At 62.2% G+C, this 17,370-nt stretch carries 13 protein-coding genes and 5 pseudogenes; 11 read left to right on the top strand and 7 right to left on the bottom strand.

What is annotated here, in order from left to right:
* Nucleotides 1-262 precede the first annotated feature (262 nt).
* Both NBE95_RS14205 and NBE95_RS14200 read left to right on the top strand, forming a co-directional pair.
* The gene (locus NBE95_RS14205; protein ID WP_289894915.1) at nt 263-1,372 is read left to right on the top strand and encodes a Hint domain-containing protein; all 1,110 of its coding nucleotides are present in this window, start codon (nt 263-265) and stop codon (nt 1,370-1,372) included.
* Between the two features lie 267 nt (nt 1,373-1,639).
* A pseudogene (locus NBE95_RS14200) lies at nt 1,640-1,897 on the top strand (transposase); the annotation flags it as partial.
* A gap of 45 nt (nt 1,898-1,942) precedes the next feature.
* Here NBE95_RS14200 and NBE95_RS14195 read toward each other — a convergent pair.
* From NBE95_RS14195 to NBE95_RS14175, 5 genes and pseudogenes are all read right to left on the bottom strand, one after another.
* Nucleotides 1,943-3,532 carry an IS66 family transposase gene (locus NBE95_RS14195; protein WP_289894914.1) on the bottom strand — a complete coding sequence of 530 codons (1,590 nt, stop codon included), beginning with the start codon at nt 3,530-3,532 and terminating at the stop codon, nt 1,943-1,945.
* Between the two features lie 85 nt (nt 3,533-3,617).
* Complete coding sequence (tnpB, locus tag NBE95_RS14190; RefSeq protein WP_289894913.1) at nt 3,618-3,947, bottom strand: IS66 family insertion sequence element accessory protein TnpB; 330 nt, start codon at nt 3,945-3,947, stop codon at nt 3,618-3,620.
* An 11-nt stretch (nt 3,948-3,958) separates the two neighbouring features.
* Nucleotides 3,959-4,270, bottom strand: coding sequence for a transposase (locus tag NBE95_RS14185; protein WP_289894912.1), 312 nt, complete (start codon nt 4,268-4,270; stop codon nt 3,959-3,961).
* A gap of 154 nt (nt 4,271-4,424) precedes the next feature.
* Nucleotides 4,425-4,703, bottom strand: a pseudogene (locus tag NBE95_RS14180) (transposase); the annotation flags it as partial.
* Between the two features lie 91 nt (nt 4,704-4,794).
* Nucleotides 4,795-4,896 (bottom strand): annotated as a pseudogene (locus NBE95_RS14175) (transposase); the annotation flags it as partial.
* 497 nt (nt 4,897-5,393) lie between these two features.
* On the opposite strand from NBE95_RS14175, the pseudogene NBE95_RS14170 reads away from it, so the two are divergent.
* The 3 genes and pseudogenes from NBE95_RS14170 (at nt 5,394) to NBE95_RS14160 (ending at nt 9,274) form a co-directional block, all read left to right on the top strand.
* Nucleotides 5,394-6,346: pseudogene (locus NBE95_RS14170) on the top strand (IS5 family transposase).
* A 402-nt stretch (nt 6,347-6,748) separates the two neighbouring features.
* Nucleotides 6,749-7,882, top strand: a pseudogene (locus tag NBE95_RS14165) (IS3 family transposase).
* Nucleotides 7,883-9,103: 1,221 nt separating this feature from the next.
* A complete protein-coding gene (locus tag NBE95_RS14160) occupies nt 9,104-9,274 on the top strand; it encodes a hypothetical protein (protein ID WP_289894911.1) in 171 nt (56 codons plus the stop codon).
* Between the two features lie 327 nt (nt 9,275-9,601).
* Here NBE95_RS14160 and NBE95_RS14155 read toward each other — a convergent pair whose 3' ends face one another.
* The gene (locus NBE95_RS14155) at nt 9,602-9,850 is read right to left on the bottom strand and encodes a hypothetical protein (RefSeq protein ID WP_289894910.1); all 249 of its coding nucleotides are present in this window, start codon (nt 9,848-9,850) and stop codon (nt 9,602-9,604) included.
* Nucleotides 9,851-9,933: 83 nt separating this feature from the next.
* Here NBE95_RS14155 and NBE95_RS14150 point away from each other — a divergent pair, with 83 nt between their 5' ends.
* On the top strand, nt 9,934-10,197 hold the full coding sequence (locus NBE95_RS14150) for an AbrB/MazE/SpoVT family DNA-binding domain-containing protein (RefSeq protein ID WP_289894909.1): 264 nt from the start codon (nt 9,934-9,936) through the stop codon (nt 10,195-10,197).
* Nucleotides 10,194-10,595, top strand: a complete 402-nt coding sequence (locus NBE95_RS14145) for a type II toxin-antitoxin system VapC family toxin (protein ID WP_289894908.1) — start codon at nt 10,194-10,196, stop codon at nt 10,593-10,595. Before NBE95_RS14150 ends, NBE95_RS14145 begins: the two co-directional genes overlap by 4 nt.
* Nucleotides 10,596-10,633: 38 nt before the next feature.
* Here the strand turns inward: NBE95_RS14145 and NBE95_RS14140 are convergent, their stop codons facing one another.
* Entirely contained in the window at nt 10,634-10,819 is a 186-nt protein-coding gene (locus NBE95_RS14140) for a hypothetical protein (RefSeq protein WP_289894907.1), read from the bottom strand.
* Nucleotides 10,820-10,944: 125 nt separating this feature from the next.
* Here NBE95_RS14140 and NBE95_RS14135 point away from each other — a divergent pair, with 125 nt between their 5' ends.
* The 4 genes from NBE95_RS14135 (at nt 10,945) to NBE95_RS14120 (ending at nt 17,330) form a co-directional block, all read left to right on the top strand.
* On the top strand, nt 10,945-11,460 hold the full coding sequence (locus NBE95_RS14135; RefSeq protein WP_289894906.1) for a hypothetical protein: 516 nt from the start codon (nt 10,945-10,947) through the stop codon (nt 11,458-11,460).
* Between the two features lie 67 nt (nt 11,461-11,527).
* Entirely contained in the window at nt 11,528-12,544 is a 1,017-nt protein-coding gene (locus NBE95_RS14130) for a GIY-YIG nuclease family protein (RefSeq protein ID WP_289894905.1), read from the top strand.
* Between the two features lie 222 nt (nt 12,545-12,766).
* A complete protein-coding gene (locus NBE95_RS14125; RefSeq protein ID WP_289894904.1) occupies nt 12,767-14,881 on the top strand; it encodes an AAA family ATPase in 2,115 nt (704 codons plus the stop codon).
* A gap of 664 nt (nt 14,882-15,545) precedes the next feature.
* Nucleotides 15,546-17,330, top strand: coding sequence for a recombinase family protein (locus tag NBE95_RS14120; protein ID WP_289894903.1), 1,785 nt, complete (start codon nt 15,546-15,548; stop codon nt 17,328-17,330).
* The last annotated feature ends 40 nt before the right edge of the window (nt 17,331-17,370 follow it).

Raw genomic sequence — 17,370 nt, 5'->3', positions numbered from 1 at the left:
CACCTCCCAAAAAGGGATTGTGTCATCCACCTTTGCACGTTGATGCCGTCGCAGGCGGTTACAGCATTACAGCTATTGACGGCGACTGACTGAGCGGTCAAGACACCTACGCAGTCGAACGTGCCTGCGCAGGAAGAAGCCAAAATATAATGACGACTTGATGATTTCTGCATAACAGAGCATGGATTATCATTTTCGCCTATGAAGATAACTCTATGCTTGATCGAGAAAAACAATATAGCGCATCAACGAGGTTACGCGCATGCCATCCGTAAATACCATCCCCTATGTCGATCTAGGAAGTATTTCTCCCGCCGCTTCTTGGGCGAGTTTTGTGTTCGATAGCTGCAGCGGCGAAGATGCAGTCGGGAAAAACCTATCCTTACCTTCGGGATATCAGCCCGTAAATCTGACGCTTTCTAGTTGCGATGCTGCACTCGAATATTATGATATTAGCTCTGAGCGGAATAATGGAACATTTACAATCCTAGCCGAAGATACAATGTTAAACGGCGAAAAATATCCGGCCGGTACGGATGTTATGGTTGGATATAAGTTGATGGTTTCTTACACCGACAAAGACGGTGCCCGCTGTGTGAGTTGGCTTATCCCCATCAAAATCGGCAATAGAGGAATGGGCTTCGGCATTATTGGAAGAATCCCCCCCTCCAGCATCGATCTGCATGTCGAATCCAGTGAGGGCTGCGCTCAATGGGACGGCCGCTGTGCCGCTGCTCAGATACCCTACCAGATCATGCCGGGCGTTGCAGCTGGAACGATGCTGGAGACAGAGAGGGGGCTGGTCGCGATTGAGGATTTGGTCGCAGGCAATCTAGTCCTGACTCGCGATCACGGGCTGCAGCATGTGCGCTGGATCGGCTCGCGCAAGCTTTGCACTTCTGATCTGAGAAGTGAGCCAAATTTGCGCCCTATCCGATTTCGCGCGTGCGCGTTGGGAAAAAATATTCCTGCCAGCGATCTTTTGGTCTCGCCGCAGCACCGAATCCTTATTCGCTCTCGTTTAGTACTGCACATGTTTGGCAGGGAGGAATTTCTCGCCCCAGCCAAGCAGCTTCTTCGAGTGGAGGGTATTGACATTGCCACGGATTTGACTGAAATCGAATACTTTCAATTTCTTTTTGACCGGCATGAGATAGTAATATCAAATGGTGCAGAAACCGAGTCACTCTATGCCAGCCCCGAGATCCTGAAAACTGTGGGACATACTGCACGAGAGGAGATCTTCACACTGTTTCCCAACCTGCGCGACATGGAGATGCCTATGCCGGGTGCCCGGATGTTAGCGTCTGGAACTCAGGCACGAAAGCTCGTTGCACGTCATCGTCAGAAAGGCACAAGCCTCGTCAGCTAGGCACTCATCCCCGGCATCTGATGGATTGCATTAGCGGTGAATCTGTCTGGATCTGCAGTCCAGCTTTGCAGATGTATTTTTAGCGCGTGAGGGCTGCTGAAGGTCTTTATGTTGCTAGCGAAGCTGTAGGCCGTCATGAAGTCGAAAAGGTGTGTGTGCAAATAGACGTAGCTATCTAGTGGAAGAGTTAATAGTTGCGTCTGAGGTGGTGCCGGTTTCTGAGACAGGGGCATAAGGTGGATCGACCGATGAAAAGGACGATCCAGCATGAAGACACGCAGACGGTTTACGGCCGAGTTCAAGGCCAAGGTCGCGCTTGAGGCGATCCGCGGCGAGCGGACGATTTCGGAGTTAGCCACGAAACACCAGCTTCATCCCAACCAGATCACGCAGTGGAAGCGGCAGGCCATCGAGAACCTGGCCAAGGCGTTCGACGACAAGGCTTCCGACGCACAGGTCGGCCGGGAGGCCGAGGTCACGAAGCTGCACGCCAAGATCGGCCAGCTCGTCGTCGAGCGCGATTTTTTGGCCAAAGCCTTCGATCGCTGGTAAGCGGGAAGCTGATGCCGTTCAGGGCGTGTAGTTCCAGGGCATGAGGGCGTCGATTTCGGCGCTTGGCCATTGGTTGGCGATGCGCTCGAGGGTCTGTGTCAGCCAGGCTGCGGGGTCCACGTTGTTCATTTTGCAGGTCTGCAGGAGGGTGGCGATGGTGGCCCATGTGCGGCCGCCGCCGTCCGATCCGGCGAAGAGGCTGTTCTTGCGGGTGATGGTCTGGGGCCGGATGGCGCGCTCGACGATGTTGGAGTCGAGTTCGATCAGGCCGTCGGTCAGGAAGCGCTCGAAAATGTCGCACCGGGCGCTGGCGTAGCGGATGGCTTCGGCCAGCTTCGATTTGCCCGAGATGCGCGGCAGGGTCTGTTGCCAGAGGGCGAACAGCTCGGCGACGATGGGCGCGGAGATGGCCTGTCGCGCGGCGGCGCGGGCCTCGGGGCTCTGGCCGCGCACCTCGGCTTCGAGTTTCCACAGATCGGCCATGCGCTCGACCGTGGTGGTGGCGACCTGGCTGTCCCCCGCGGTGTGGAGCTCAAAGAAGCGCCGCCGGCTATGGGCCCAACATCCAGCGAGGCGCGGGCCATCATTGCCCCCGTCCTTGCGGACGAGCTGATTGTAGGCGGCATAGCCGTCGACCTGAAGAATGCCGCCATACCCGCCGAGATGCCGACGAACGCATTCTCCGGATCGGCTGTCCTCGAAGCGATAGGCCACCATGGGCGGCCCGCTGCCGCCGAAGGTGCTGTCGTCGCGGGCATAGGCCCAGAGCCAGGCCTTCTTCACAGCGCCGGTGCCGGGCGCGAGGGTCGGCAGGCTGGTCTCATCGGCGAAGACGCGCGGTCCCTTCAGGATCTCGCCCAGCACATGCGCGGCGAGGATCTCCAACTCGAAGCCGACCCGGCCCATCCATTGCGCCATCAGCCGCCGGTCGATTTCTACGCCGTCACGGGCATAAATCCCCTCCTGCCGGAACAGCGGCAGGCCGTCGGCATATTTGGAGACCGCGATCTGGGCCAGCAGCGCCTCGGTCGGCAGGCCGCTTTCGATGATGTGGGCCGGCGCAAGCGCCTGGATGACACCGTCCCAGCCCTTGAGCGCGTATTTCGGGCGGCGGGTCACGATGACACGGAACTTCGCCGGGATGACGTCCAGCCGCTCGGAGATGTCTTCCCCGATCAGCACCTTCTGCTTGCCCGCGTGTTCCGGCAGGTCCTCGGGCTCGATCACCACCTCGACCCGCTCGAGATGGGGCGGGAAGCCCTTGCGCGGCCGCGGAGCCCGCTTCTCGCCCGGGGCCCGGCCTTGGCCTGTCTGCGCCTTCAGCGCCGCGATGCCGGTCTCGATCTCCTCGAAGACGAAGGCCTGCTGCGCCTCTTCGTCAGCACCAGCCCCAGCGGTGCCAAGCTTCTCGGAGCGCCGCCCGAACCGAGCCCGGTCATAGGCCTTCAGGATCTGCATCAGCCGCTTGATCCGCGCGTCGGCATCAAGGCTGCGCGCCTTCAGGGCAGCATTCTCGTCCTCCAGCACGGCCGTCTTCTCCGCCATGGCGCGGACCATGGCCTTGAGCAGGTCCATGTCATCGGGCAGGGAAAGATCATCGGTGCGCATGCCGCACAGGATAGCACGGCCCGCCGCGCCATGCCTCAGGCGATCGACATTCCGGGCTGGGGTGATTCACTTTGCCGCAGGCTGGTTATCCAGCAAATACAGGCGCTTTTACCACTACGGGGCGAACCCGTTTCCAATCCAAACCGTCGAGCAACGCCATGAGCTGGGCATGGTTGAGTTGCACCCGGACAGGCCCGATCCGCGGCCAGCAGAACGAGGATTTCTCGAGCCGCTTGGCAAAGAGGCAGATCCCGCTGCCATCCCACCAGACAATCTTGATCCGGTCAGCCCGCTTCGCCCGGAACACGTAAAGCGCCCCGCTGAACGGGTCACTGCCAGCATCGCGCACCAGCGACAGCAGGCTGTCAGGCCCCTTGCGGAAGTCTACCGGCTGGCTGGCCAGATAGACCTTCACACCCGACGGCATCATGCCGAGCGCACCGCACGAAGGATCCGGCGCAACGCAGCCTCGCTGAGGTCCGGGCCGACGCGGATCATCACCTCGCCCACCACGATCTCCACCACGGGCGCTGGCGCACCCGCCGGGGCGTCTGCGTTCTGCTTCTTCAGGAAGGCCTTACGCCATCCGAACAGCTGCGGCGGCGAAATCCCCAGGCGGCGCGCCAACGCCGAAACATTCACACCTGGCTCCAGCGCCGCCGCGACGGCTTGGGCCTTGAACTCATCCGACCACCGGCGGCGCTCCCCAACCGGAGCTCCGTCGAAACGCTCGATCACAGCCTCGACCAACTGTAAGCTACCAGTCGCAGGCATAGGCGTAGAACTAGTCGTAGACATGGAACCCCGGCGTCAGACCAACGCCACCAGCCTATCCCGGACCGGCAACGCCGCTAACCCACGGGGTCTCCTTGCCGCTTACACTCATTGAGTTTCACAGCCATAACAAGACGGTTGCGGCGAGCATGATGGCGGAGAAGAAGGTCTCCGGGCACCGGTCGTATCGGGTGGCGACGCGCCGCCAATCCTTCAGGCGGCCGAACATGATCTCGATACGGTTGCGCCGTTTGTAGCGCCGTTTGTCATATTTGACGGCCTTCTTGCGGGATTTCCGACCGGGGATGCAGACCTTCATCCCCTTGCCTTTCAACGCATCTCTGAACCAATCGGCATCATAGCCCCTGTCGGCCAGCAGCCAACCCGCTTTCGGCAAGCATACAGAATCCTGCGGTTCAAAGCGAACAAATCCGAAGCTTCAGCACGAAAAATCAACGCCGTAAGGGTTATTCAGGCGGGACTTACTAGTCGGGAACCGGCCAATCCAGTTCTGCCATCTGCAGGATGCTGGATACCATTCCGGTCGTCTGCCGGAGCGGCAGGCCGAACAGCACTTTCACCATCAGGCATGTGTGGATATCCCCGCTTGAGCAAGTGGTTTGTTGATCCGTCTGAGCGGTGATCGGCTGCGAACATGTGTAAGGCCTTTGCGTGCGGCGCTTACACCGCTGGCCGGTATGGTGATACGCGGATGGACTCCATTTCAAAACAACGAGCTCAGAGTTCTCTGCCTAACACTGGCTTCGTCCATCCGGATCCGTCGATCTTTTGCCCATACGTGGTCAATGCACCTCTTGCGTCACCGACGCTCCTGACGAGATGCGGTCAGCAGACCGCCCCCGCAGGATCTCTGTAAACGTCCTTTCGTGTCATGATGGCCCCCTCCGGCCGGGTCACGTCTCGATGGAAATCTGCGGCCAGGCCACGAACCCCTGCGATCCATAGCCCAAAAGCAGGGAGATCACCACACGATGTCAACGTGCCCGGCGCAGTGCATGGTCGAGGCTCTGTTGCACAAATCCCGCGAGGGATTCATTTTGTGAATCCAGCATGGTAGCTGGGCTGCATGAGCAGACCAACGCCCCCCGCCTACAAGACCAGGAACTGGGCCGCCTATAACGAAGCGCTGAAGTGCCGTGGCTCGCTGACGATCTGGTTCGATCCTTCTATGACTTGGGAGGCAGCGCCGACCGGCAAGCGTGGGCGGCAGCCCGACTACAGCGACGCCGCCATCCAGACCTGTCTGACGATGAAGGTGCTGTTCGGCATGGCGCTGCGGCAAACGACAGGGTTGGTCGAGAGCCTGCTGCGTCTGATCGGCCTGAACTGGGATGTGCCCGACTTCAGCACGCTGTCGCGGCGCCAGAAGACCCTGAAGGTGAACATCCCCTATCGCGGTTCGGACGGCCCGTTGCACTTGCTGGTCGACAGCACCGGGATCAAGGTCGAGGGCGAAGGGGAATGGAACGCCCGCAAGCACGGCGGCTCCAAGCGGCGCATCTGGCGCAAGATCCATATCGGGATCGACGAGAAATCACTGGAAATCCGGGCGGCCGAATTCACAACCAGCGACGTGGGCGATGTCGAGCCGGTGAAGCGCCACCGGTTCGAGCGAACCGGCGAGGGATGCTGCCCGAGCAGCTCGACCAGTTCCCACCCGAACAGGAGATCGCCACGGTCACCGCTGATGGCGCCTTCGACACCCGCAAGTGCCATGACGCCATCGCCGCACGTGGGGCCGCGGCGATCATCCCACCGCGCAAGAACGCCAAGCCTTGGAAACCCGACACCGCCGGGGCCATCGCCCGCAACGAAATCCTGCGCACATCGAAGCGTGTCGGCCGGACCATCTGGCGACGATGGAGCGGTTATCACCGCCGAAGTCGGGCCGAAACCAAGATGCACTGCATCAAGCTGTTGGGCCAGCGCCTCTTCGCCCGTGGCTTCGACCGTCAGGTCGCTGAGTTCCAAGTCCGGGTCGCCGTGCTCGGCACACCCATCACAAAGGTCGCAGAATAGGTCCGTCCGGGGAACGGCAAGGTCCGCCCATCTCCGGGTTTGCGCAACAGAGCCCCATGGTCGACACTTTATAGGCGCATAGCTTCAGAAAAAGAATGGGCGGGGCCAAAGCCCCACCCATTCGGACCGCCTACCCGGCGGACAAAAATCAAAGCGCCTATCTTTTTTCAGCCGCCTACCCGGCGGGAAAGACTGCCTTGGTCTACCAATTTCTTGGTGCGACGCTCACTTTATAATCCGTCCTTTGATGCAATTCAAGTCTTTCTCGAGATTTTGGAAAAAATAAATCAGGCATTCCTGATCCTTGAATAGGGATGAGCGCACCGGCACTTCCGGTGAGGTGGTGCCGGTTTCTGAGACAGGGGCATAAGGTGGATCGACCGATGAAAAGGACGATCCAGCATGAAGACACGCAGACGGTTTACGGCCGAGTTCAAGGCCAAGGTCGCGCTTGAGGCGATCCGCGGCGAGCGGACGATTTCGGAGTTAGCCACGAAACACCAGCTTCATCCCAACCAGATCACGCAGTGGAAGCGGCAGGCCATCGAGAACCTGGCCAAGGCGTTCGACGACAAGGCTTCCGACGCACAGGTCGGCCGGGAGGCCGAGGTCACGAAGCTGCACGCCAAGATCGGCCAGCTCGTCGTCGAGCGCGATTTTTTGGCCAAAGCCTTCGATCGCTGAGCCTGGATCGGAGGAGAATGATGATTGATCCCGATCACGAACGGCTCTCGATCCGTCGCCAGCGAGCTGGTCTCGATCTCGCGAGCCTCGTTCTACCGCCAGCCCGCTGGCGAGAGCCCGGAGAATCTTGAGTTGATGCGTGTCATCGACGGGGCCTTCATGGAAACGCCCTGGTATGGCTCGCGTCAGATGGCGCGGCACCTGCGTCGCCAGGGCTGGTGCGTCGGCCGCAAGCGTGTCCGGCGGCTGATGCGCAAGATCGGCCTGTAGCCGATCTACCAGGCACCGAGGACCAGCGAGCCGCATCCGCAGCACCGCATCTATCCCTACCTGCTACGGAATCTGGCGATCGAGCGACCAGATCAGGTATGGTGTGCCGATGTGACCTACATCCCGATGCGGCGCGGCTTCCTCTACCTCGTCGCCATCATGGACTGGTTCAGCCGCAAGGTGCTTGCCTGGCGGCTGTCGAACACGATGGACGCCGACTTCTGCGTGGCCGCGCTCGAAGAGGCAATCGCCCACCACGGCAGGCCCGACATCTTCAACACGGATCAGGGAAGCCAGTTCACCAGCTTCGCCTTCACCACCACGCTGAAGGACGCCGGCATCCGCATCTCGATGGACGGGCGCGGCCGTTGGATGGACAACGTCTTCATCGAGCGGCTGTGGCGCAGCCTCAAATACGAGTGCGTCTTCCTCAACGCCTTCGAGACCGGAAGCGAAGCCCGCAACGGGATCGGTTCATGGATAGCCTACTACAATGAGAGACGCCCGCACTCGACCTTCGGCGGCAGGACACCCGACGAGGTCTATGCTACGGCGGAAATGACGGAGCGACTGGCGGCATAGAAACCAACCCGATCCACCTTAGCCAAGCCGCCAAACTGTCTCACCAGGCGGGTCCACCTCTCGGTTCTCGGAGCTTATCCAAGGTTCTGCCCCAGCTCCTCACCTTGCCATGACGCGGACACGGACACGGCAATCAGTCCAGAAGATAAACCGGACCCGCCGGTTCTCCGCCAACATCACGGCCATGGCATAGGCGAGCGGGGCGATCCGTGAATACCAATCCCGACTATTTTCCACCACGATGATGTCCGGAAGAGGCTCCAGGCAATAGACCAATAGTTACAAAATAGCCTTCCCACTGATACTTGTTTGATGACAGTGCCGTTAATTTTTATCTATGCGTTTTGTGCTGTATGAGGCTCGGGATCTGCTGCCTCCACGACACAGGGTCCAGCTATTAGCGATTTTCGACCAGATTCCGATTGGCGTGATAATATGGATTTCCTTCCAAGAGGTCCTGCTACTTGCTGATGGGATTTCAGCGGCCCTGCCCCGCAGACTGCATCTTCCGCTGGCCATCAGAACGGCATGAACAGATGGAACGTCGGATATCATTGGCGGAAATGCCGGAACATGTGGAGAAGCCAATGTCACGGATCCGAGCACATGGAAGTTCCAGGATTCTTCTCTCGACAGGAAATCCTCCTGACAAAGGGCGAACAGGTCACAAAAGCTGATCAAAACAGAGTAAGTCGAACATCTCCACGACCCCGCTTACTGCGGCATCAGAAGGACCCTGACCTCCTGGACATTACTACATGCTTCAATTTGCCTGAAATCGCGCACAGTGCCGGTACGCTCGGATCGCATTCGCCCGATTATGAACGAGTCAAGCAGGTGGCAAAGGCTAATACGGCCTGGTCAGCTTACTCTCGTCATGGGCGATCAACAGGCTGATCCCTCGGCACGGCCGCCACAACCACAAGCCCGCATCCCGATCAGCCAAGCTGAACGGGATCATCGCTGCCACGCAAGCCTGCCGCATATCATGCCGGTGATTTCTTAGTCGGCAACATAATACTCAAATCGGGGGCTCCGGTGAGGTCTGGCAGTTCTGCCAGAGCGGATCCGGCATTCATTCTCGCGCCCCGATCTCGACCAAAGCAATGTCGCGCCCGGCCCGGTCCCTGGCGGACGAGAGGGTCTCGCGCTGATCGGCGCGCGCAACACCCGGCGCTGCCGCATGGTGCCCGATCTGCGCAGCGCATCGTGACGGCCCTCATGAGCGCGAGCGATCCCGCGCTGATCCTGGTCGCGCCCGGGGAGGCAACAACCGAGCGACAGGCGCAGATCGATCAACTCCTGGCCGGCCGGATCGTCCTCCCCAAGACTTCCCTGCAAGATCCGGACAGCATCCGGCTGCTGCGGCGATATCCCGGGCCAGGGTCCTGACCTTCGACAGCCATGCCATGCTGAGGGCTTTCAGCCCTGCCGCATCAAGCCTGCACAACCCGGCCCCCATGCATTCCTGACGACGGACAGCGACTTTCTTGCAAGCGAATAGAATAGCTCATCACAGGTGGGATGCCAGGGTGCTGCATTGGACAGGCGCGCGGATCATGCAGGAAAAGCGTGTATGGCCACATACCTTCTCTGCCGATCGGATCGCGAAGTCCTGGAGCTCGGGGCAGTCCATATCCTGGGAACGATGCCTGGACTAAACAACCACTGCGATACAGTCGCCCGTGGCGGTCTTGTTTACGCCACGGATCTTCTGCATCAGCCCGCCGCAACCGCGGTGATCCAGGCATCGCAGTTGTGCAGCTTGTCCCGATCGCCCGTCTCGTTCATCGCACCGTTCACGATGAAGGCCAACACCTGCTGGTCAAGCCCACCATGGAAGCGGAGCGTGAGGTCGTGTTCTTCCTCGGCAGTGCCGAGGGCTTTCCCGGCAGTGCTGGCCACCACCAGATCGCCGATGCAGTCGGCGGGAAGGTCGAAGGCGGCGTGGGTCAGCACGCGGTCCATGCCCTCGATGCTTCGGAGGATTGAAAATCGCCACAACATCATGTATATGTTGATGCATATACATGAGAGGTGGGGAGGTGATCATGCCGCAACCGCAATCATATTCGAAGCCTCGTGAAGCCAAGCTCTTTCGCAACAACAAGAGTCAGGCCGTCCGCATCCCGACTGACTTCGAGATGCCGGGTGATCGGGTGAACATCTATCGTGATGGGGACCGGCTTATCATCGAGCCGGTGCGCCGCAAGAACCTGCTTGAAGTGTTGGCCGGACTAGACCCGCTCGGGCCAGAGGATCAGTTTCCTGACGTGGACGAGACGCTTCTCCCGGCCAAGGAAATCGACCTTTGACCATCTACATGCTTGACACCAATGTCGTCTCCGATCTGCTTCGGAATCCCGGCGGCAGCGCAGCAAAGCGCATTGCCGAGGTTGGCCCGGATGCGATCTGCGTGAGCATCATCACAGCTGCAGAGCTGCGATATGGGTGCGCCAGGAAAGGATCCGCGAAACTCTTGGCCCATGTCGAAGCGATACTGCAAAGTGTGCAAATTCTGGCGTTGGATACGCCTGCTGACAGAGAATATGGCGGCATACGCACTGAGCTCGAGGCCGCTGGGGAGCCCATTGGCCCGAACGATCTGTTGATCGCGGCTCATGCTTGCGCCGCCGGTGCAGTCCTCGTGACCGACAACACCGGCAAATTTTGCCGCGTTCGCGGCCTGAAGATCGAAAACTGGATCAGATAGTCCACAGGAGGCAACCATAGCCAATGGCAGCGCGATGTTCAGCGATCCTTCGCGACTTTTTCGAGGAAGTCTGCCATCACCCTTCTGATCACCTCGGGCCGGGTCGGCAGATCGTCGAGGGTCCTGCGATAATCGTCGATGGCGCGGATCATGTCGCGCTCCATTCTGATCATAACGGGCTCGGTGTCGGCGACCGGTCGGCCCATCTTTTTTTTCTCGGCCATGGAATATCCTCTGCAATACTGCTTGACTTGTTGATTACAGCATTACATAATTAACGGGCGGACGCAAGAGATCCTACCCTCTCGCGCCGCCCTGACCACAACGATCTCGTCTGAGGAGACCGACCATGGCTAATGCCAGTCCTACCACGCCCTTCGGGGCGCAGAAAGCCGTCTGCGCTTTCACCCACACCAGTGTTTCACGCCGCTTTTCCGAGCTTCTGGGCACGCTGGCGCATGCCATCGAAGCGGAGCGCGACATCCAGCACGGCTGGTCGCGCGACGCAGCGTTCGCGCACTGGCTGCGCGAGTCGGAGCTGCTGTGGCAGCGCGCTGCGGCCGAGGCCCGCGCCCTGGCCGACAGCCCGGCGCTGCGCGCCGCCGACCGGGTGCTGATCCGGGCCGCACGGATCCTGCACTTCGCCCTCGGCTGCGAGCATCCGGCGGAATATGACGCCGCGGTGGCGGATCTGGCCGGCTGCGGCGACAGCCCGACCTTGCGGGGCGATCATGCCGTCGCCTGGCGCCTGCGCGAGATGCTGCGCAGCGCGGAGGCGCGGCTGGCCGAGATCGGCAGCCTGGAGATGATCCCCAGCGCAGGCGATCCGGACGGGCTCAACGACTGGCCCGGCCTCGGCGGCTGATCCGGCGCGGATCTGCACCCCATCCTGCTCACATAGCCGCTGATCATGGCGCGTCCTGGCGCGCGCCATGCGGCTGCGGCTACGCCGCGTCAGAACGCCCACTCTCTTTCTATTCCCAGACCCCCATCACCCGGGAGGATACCTCATGCATAAAGCCCACCGCAAAAACACCAGGCTGAACCTGTCGCAACAGGACCTGCCCGCCGTCGACCTACCGATCCCCGAGGCCTGGCATGAGATCGCGCGCCAGAAAGGCATGGCCATCATCGCTCGGGTGCAGGATCGCTATCACCTGGCCCTGGCCTGCGGCACCTGCGGCCGGCCCAGCAAGCACAAGATCTACAGTCTGAAGGCGTGTCAGCCGCGCTGCCCGCATTGCCTCGAGACGCAATGGCGCGCCGCTGCCGAACAGGCCGGGCTGGAATACCTGCGCCGCGATCCCGAGGAGAATATGTATGCCTGGTATCGCGCGCCGTGCGGCCACGAGGTCCGGCGCCAGCCCGACCGCATGCGCCAGATCGGCGCCGGGCGGAACAGCTTCCGGTGCGAGACCTGCCATGCCGCGCGCGAAGCCGCCGAGGCAGAAGCTTGCGGCTGGACGCTGATCGGGTCCGATCCGGAAGGCGACGCCAACTACCGGCTGTATCAGCACGACTGCGGCCATCGGCAGCGCATCGCGCGTGGGAATCTGCAGACCGGCAGATTTTCCTGCGGCTGCTGCGGCGAATGCTGGTCGGCGGCGCCGAGCTGGCTCTACCTGCTGCGCTTGCACCTGCCGGGCCACGGCCCCGTGGTCAAGCTGGGATACAGTCGCAATCCACAGTCGCGCATGCGTCATCAGCTCGGCATGTCACCGGATCTCGGTTGCAGGATTCTGGATCAAATCCCAATGGCGACCGGCCATGACGCGATCTGCACCGAGAAGCGGCTGCACGGATTCTTGCGCCATCAACATCCGCAAACCGTAATCCCGGCAGAGCGGATCGCGCCGCATCTGAACGTCAAGAGCGAGATCTACGACGCCGCCCTGGAGCCGACCATCCGGACCGAACTGGAACGGATCGCCAGAACGCCGGCCTCATAGCCCGGGCCGGGGCTTCGCCCCAACCCGTCCTGCGCGCGATTACCAGCGCCCCGCATCCAATGCCCGCCGCCCCTGAACCGCAGACCTGGACTGCCACGCGCCCGAGCCGCCATGGAGCGCGCGCAAGGCGGAGCCCAATCCACCGATGACCAGCCATGCCCAGACCGAAGCAGGCCCGCCTCGTCCGGGACAGATGCCCCTTTTCCTGCAAGGAACCTCCCCATGCTTCAAAGTCTTTCTCTCCCCTCACAGAACTGTCCTTCCTGGATCCGCTACGCCCGGGATCTGCTCGCCCGCCAAAACGCGGTCCTGGTCGAGGAGGCCGCCTTCGCCTCGACCCTCCCGGCGCAGCAGGCGGCCCGGGTCGTGGATCCCGACTGGCCGGCGGACAGCAAGACGGGCGGCAAGGAGGATGACAATATCCCCGGCACCACGTCCGTCGCCGTCGCCCGCCGGCCGCTGCCGGCTGCGCAGCTGCTGCTGCTCATGCGCCTGGCGCGCACCTTCGGATCGGCCCCCGCCTTCGAGGCGCAGCTGACCGATCACCGGCTGACGCTGCTGCGCGGCTTCGCCATCCCGGACCTGCCGCATGTCGCCAGGACCATCGGCAAGCTCATGCTGCCGGAGGGCTGGGAGTATCTCTACCGCAGCGATATCGTGAGCTTTATGCCGCCGGCGGCCGTCGTGCTCCGGCCCGATGTCCACATGGACAAGATCGATGCCATCAGCATCGCCACATATGCCGAGCGCATCGCCGAGGCGATGGAGGCGGGTCTGCCGCTGGTCTTGCCGGTGCCGGATGAAGTGATCCTGCCCGAAGAGCTGCGCCCCGCCCTGCCCGAACCGATCCTGCTGGCGCCGCTGTCGCGCGAGATCCTGCGCGCGGCACTCGACGCATGGCATCCGGATGTCGGCGTCATGGCCGACGCATCGCTGGCGAATCGGCTGCCCGATGACGCGGCCATCGCCGGGCTGACCCCGCTGGCGCTGCGCCTCGCATTCGCGGCCCCGGGTGTCGAGGAGGCCCTCGCACGGCTGGCGCAACCGGCGCCCCAACCGGTCGCATCCGGTCCGCATCTCGACCGGATCGCCGGGGACAACCCGGCCCTGCCCGCCGCGCGCCGCATCGTCGCCGATCTCGAGGACTGGCAATCAGGCAAGATCGCATGGTCGGACCTGACCCGCTCGCTCTTGCTCTACGGCCCACCCGGCACCGGCAAGACCTGGCTCGCGCAGGCCATGGCCACCAGCGCCGGCATCACCCATGTCAGCGGCAGCTTTGCGCAGTGGCAAGCCGCCGGCCATCTCGGCAATATGCTCGATGCCATGCGCCGATGCTTCGCCCAGGCGTTCGCACAAGCCCCCGCGATCCTGACCATCGACGAGATCGACGCTGTCGGCGCGCGCGACGGCAGCGACAGCCACGCCCGCAGCTATCGCACCCAGGTCATCAACGCGTTCCTCGAGCAGATGGACATGATCAGCCGCAAGGAAGGCGTCATTGTCGTCGCCACCTGCAACCATCCCGGACGCATCGATCCGGCGATCCTGCGCGCCGGTCGTTTCGATCTCCATATCGAGCTTGGTCCGCCGGGTCCCGCGGCGCTGGCGCAGATCCTGGCCGGCAAGCTCGGCGCCGGCTTCGATCCCGAGGCCATCGCCGCACTGGCCCGCAGAGCCTCGGGCTGCACCCCGGCGCAGATCGACGCCGCCGTCCGCATGGCGCGCTCGATCTCTCGGGCCGAACGCCGGGATCTGCGGCTCGACGACGTCCGCGATGCCCTTGCCCTGCCGCCGCAGCAGGATGCGCTCGACTGGCGCATCGCTGTCCACGAAGCCGGCCACGCCGTGGTCTGTGCCGCACTCGACCTGGGCGAGATCACGCGCGTCACGCTGACGCCACGCGGCGGCGAGATCGCGCGCAACCTGCCGCATCACCAGATGCTGCTCGCGGATTACGAGGCCGAGATCGCCCACGCGCTGGCGGGGCGCTGCGCGGAACGCCTGATGCTGGGCCATGTCTCGGCCGGCGCCGGCGGCGGCGAAGAGTCTGATCTCGCCCTCGCCACGCGCATCGCCGTCGCCATCGAGACCGCCTATGGTCTCGGATCTGACGGCCCTCTCTGGACCGGAGAGACCGCCATCGGCCGCCTCGCCCCCGCGCTGCAACAGCGGGTCCGGGCACGGCTGCAGCATGCCGAGACACGGGCCACACGGATCCTCGGCGCACAGCGGGACCAGCTGGACGCCATCGCCCGCGATCTGCAACGCCGCCGGCATCTGAGCGGGGAAGACCTGCACCGGCACCTGTCCGGCCTGTATCCCGGCGCGCCCTGAACCTGGGTAACCCGCGCAGTGGGATGATCCGGGCCAGGGTGTTTTGTCTTTTCCAAGGCGCGGCTCGGGTGCCGCGCGTCTTCTTTTCTCTCGTGCAGGTTTCTGATTTTTTCTTTTTCCACCCGCTTCATATGCAACAGGGATTTTTTCTCTTTTTTCTTCCTTGCAGGGGCGATTTTCTGCTCTCCGGATATTTTTAATCCAGACAGATCTGATACGGTTATATTTTATCCTTCAGTCTTTTCCATTTAGGCGCCTTTGCCTTATTTTTTTAATTACTTTCAATGTGTTGATCTGGTTATCCACATATTCTGTCATTCATGCGGCCATAAACGCCTTCGGAGTTTCTATCGATGCCCTATAATACCCTCATGACCCGGATGGATACCGGATTGATGGATGAGATGACCCGCGGGAGCCTGGCTCTGCGCGGCATGGGAGAGATTTGCGTTTGGCACAGGCAGGGCAACAGGACGCAAGGCGCAAGGGACAGGCGGGGGCAGCAGCCCCGGCCCGGCCTGTGCCGGCATCCTGCCCTGACCCTGCCGACCGTGCCGCCTATCTCGATTTCATCCGCGCCCTTGCGCGCGCCGCGGCCCGCGCCGATCATGCCCGTGACCGGGAGGGCCGCCCGCACTGAGCGTCGCCACGAGGAGACCATGCCATGACCCAAGCCCTGCGCGCCGCGATCTATGCGCGGTTCTCCTCGGACCTGCAGCGCGATGCTTCGATCGAAGACCAGATCCGCGCCTGCCGCGACTATGCCGCCCGCCAGGGGCTGGAGGTCGTCGAGGTCTATTCCGACCGCGCCGTCTCCGGTGCCAGCATGATGCGCTCGGGCCTGCAAAAGCTGCTGCGCGACGCCCAGGCCGGACAATTCGACCTGGTGATCGCCGAGGCGCTGGACCGGCTCAGCCGCAGCCAGGCCGACATTGCCACCCTCTACCAGCGCATCACCTTCAACGGCCAACTGATCGAGACCATCAGCGAGGGCCAGGTCTCGGAATTGCATATCGGCCTCACCGGCACGATGAACGCGCTGTTCCTGAAGGAGCTCGGCAAGAAGACCCATCGCGGCCTCAAGGGCCGAGCCCTGGAGGGCAAATCCGCCGGCGGCCTGACCTATGGCTACAAACCCGTGGTGAAGTTCGCCGCGAACGGCGAGCCGATCCGCGGCGACCGCGAGATCGACCCGGCCCAGGCCAAGGTCGTGCGACGCATCTTTGCCGATTACGCCAAAGGCATCTCGCCGAAGAAGATCGCCGAGCAGCTGAACCTGGAGAAGATCCCCGGGCCGCAGGGCGGCGCCTGGGGCACCTCGACCATCCACGGCAACCGCGAGCGCGGCACCGGGATTCTCAACAACGAGCTTTATGTCGGCCGCCAGGTCTGGAATCGGCTCAAATACGTCAAGGATCCGTCGACCGGCAAGCGCGTCTCGCGGCTGAACCCGGAGGCGGATTGGGTGATCACCGAGGTCCCGGGGCTGCGGATTCTGGACGACACCCTCTGGCAAGCGGCCCGCCATCGCCAGGGTGCGATGAAGTCGAAGAACACGGATGTCCCGGTCTGGGACCGGCGCCGGCCGCGGTTCCTGTTCTCCGGGTTGATGAAGTGTGGCTGCTGCGGCTCGGGCTTCTCCAAGGTGTCGAAGGATGCCTTTGGCTGCTCGGCCGCGCGGCAGAAGGGTCCGGCGGTCTGCACCAGCATGACCGTCATCCGGCGCGAGGACCTGGAGGGCGCGGTGCTGAATGCGCTCGAACATCACCTGATGGATCCGGAGGTGGTGCAGATCTTCTGCCAGGAATATGCGGCGGAGCGCAACCGGCTGCAAGCCGAGGCCGGCGCCGGTCGCACGGCGCTCGAGAAGGAGCTGCGCCAGGTCACGGGCGATCACAAGAAGCTGGTCGATGCCATCATCGCCGGCGTCCCGGCCGAGCAGGTCAAGGACCGGATGATCGAGCTGGATGCCCGCCGCAAGGAGTTGGAGCGGCAGCTCTCGACCGCCCCCGCTGCGGATCCGCTGCGGTTTCATCCATCGATGGCGAAGACCTATCGGACCCGCGTCGGCCAGCTGATCCACGGCCTCTCCGATGCCGAGGGACAGGAAGAGGCCAAGGAAGCGCTGCGGGCCTTGGTGGAGAAGATCGTCCTGGTGCCGGTCGAGACCGAAGAGGGCGGCACGCGCCTGGCGATCGACCTGCATGGCGCCCTGGCGAGCCTACTGCGCCTGGCAACAGGGCAGCCGGTGCATGAGGTCATCGGAGCGGCAGCCCAAATGCAAAAAGCCCCGCGGGAAGCGGGGCTGGCAAACTCTATCAATGCGCAATCCGCCGCAGCGGATTCTCAAGCCATTGATATCATTGGAGAAACAGTGTTGGTTGCGGGGGCAGGCAACCAACGATACTTGCGATTGGTCGAACGTCAGATCCCCAAGCATGCAGCATAGTGTAACATACTGTTTTGTCAGCAACAACTGAACCCATTAT

The organism is Paracoccus sp. TOH (assembly GCF_030388245.1).
Classification (GTDB): domain Bacteria; phylum Pseudomonadota; class Alphaproteobacteria; order Rhodobacterales; family Rhodobacteraceae; genus Paracoccus; species Paracoccus simplex.
This window is presented reverse-complemented; position numbering and strand designations above follow the sequence as displayed.

Coding starts and splice junctions, on each gene's coding strand:
- NBE95_RS14155 (WP_289894910.1), bottom strand. CDS start 9,850: ATGGACCGCGTGCTGACCCACGCCGCCTTCGACCTTCCCGCCGACTGC.
- NBE95_RS14205 (WP_289894915.1), top strand. CDS start 263: ATGCCATCCGTAAATACCATCCCCTATGTCGATCTAGGAAGTATTTCT.
- NBE95_RS14125 (WP_289894904.1), top strand. CDS start 12,767: ATGCTTCAAAGTCTTTCTCTCCCCTCACAGAACTGTCCTTCCTGGATC.
- NBE95_RS14195 (WP_289894914.1), bottom strand. CDS start 3,532: ATGCGCACCGATGATCTTTCCCTGCCCGATGACATGGACCTGCTCAAG.
- NBE95_RS14150 (WP_289894909.1), top strand. CDS start 9,934: ATGCCGCAACCGCAATCATATTCGAAGCCTCGTGAAGCCAAGCTCTTT.
- NBE95_RS14130 (WP_289894905.1), top strand. CDS start 11,528: ATGCGGCTGCGGCTACGCCGCGTCAGAACGCCCACTCTCTTTCTATTC.
- NBE95_RS14120 (WP_289894903.1), top strand. CDS start 15,546: ATGACCCAAGCCCTGCGCGCCGCGATCTATGCGCGGTTCTCCTCGGAC.
- NBE95_RS14140 (WP_289894907.1), bottom strand. CDS start 10,819: ATGGCCGAGAAAAAAAAGATGGGCCGACCGGTCGCCGACACCGAGCCC.
- NBE95_RS14160 (WP_289894911.1), top strand. CDS start 9,104: ATGAGCGCGAGCGATCCCGCGCTGATCCTGGTCGCGCCCGGGGAGGCA.
- NBE95_RS14135 (WP_289894906.1), top strand. CDS start 10,945: ATGGCTAATGCCAGTCCTACCACGCCCTTCGGGGCGCAGAAAGCCGTC.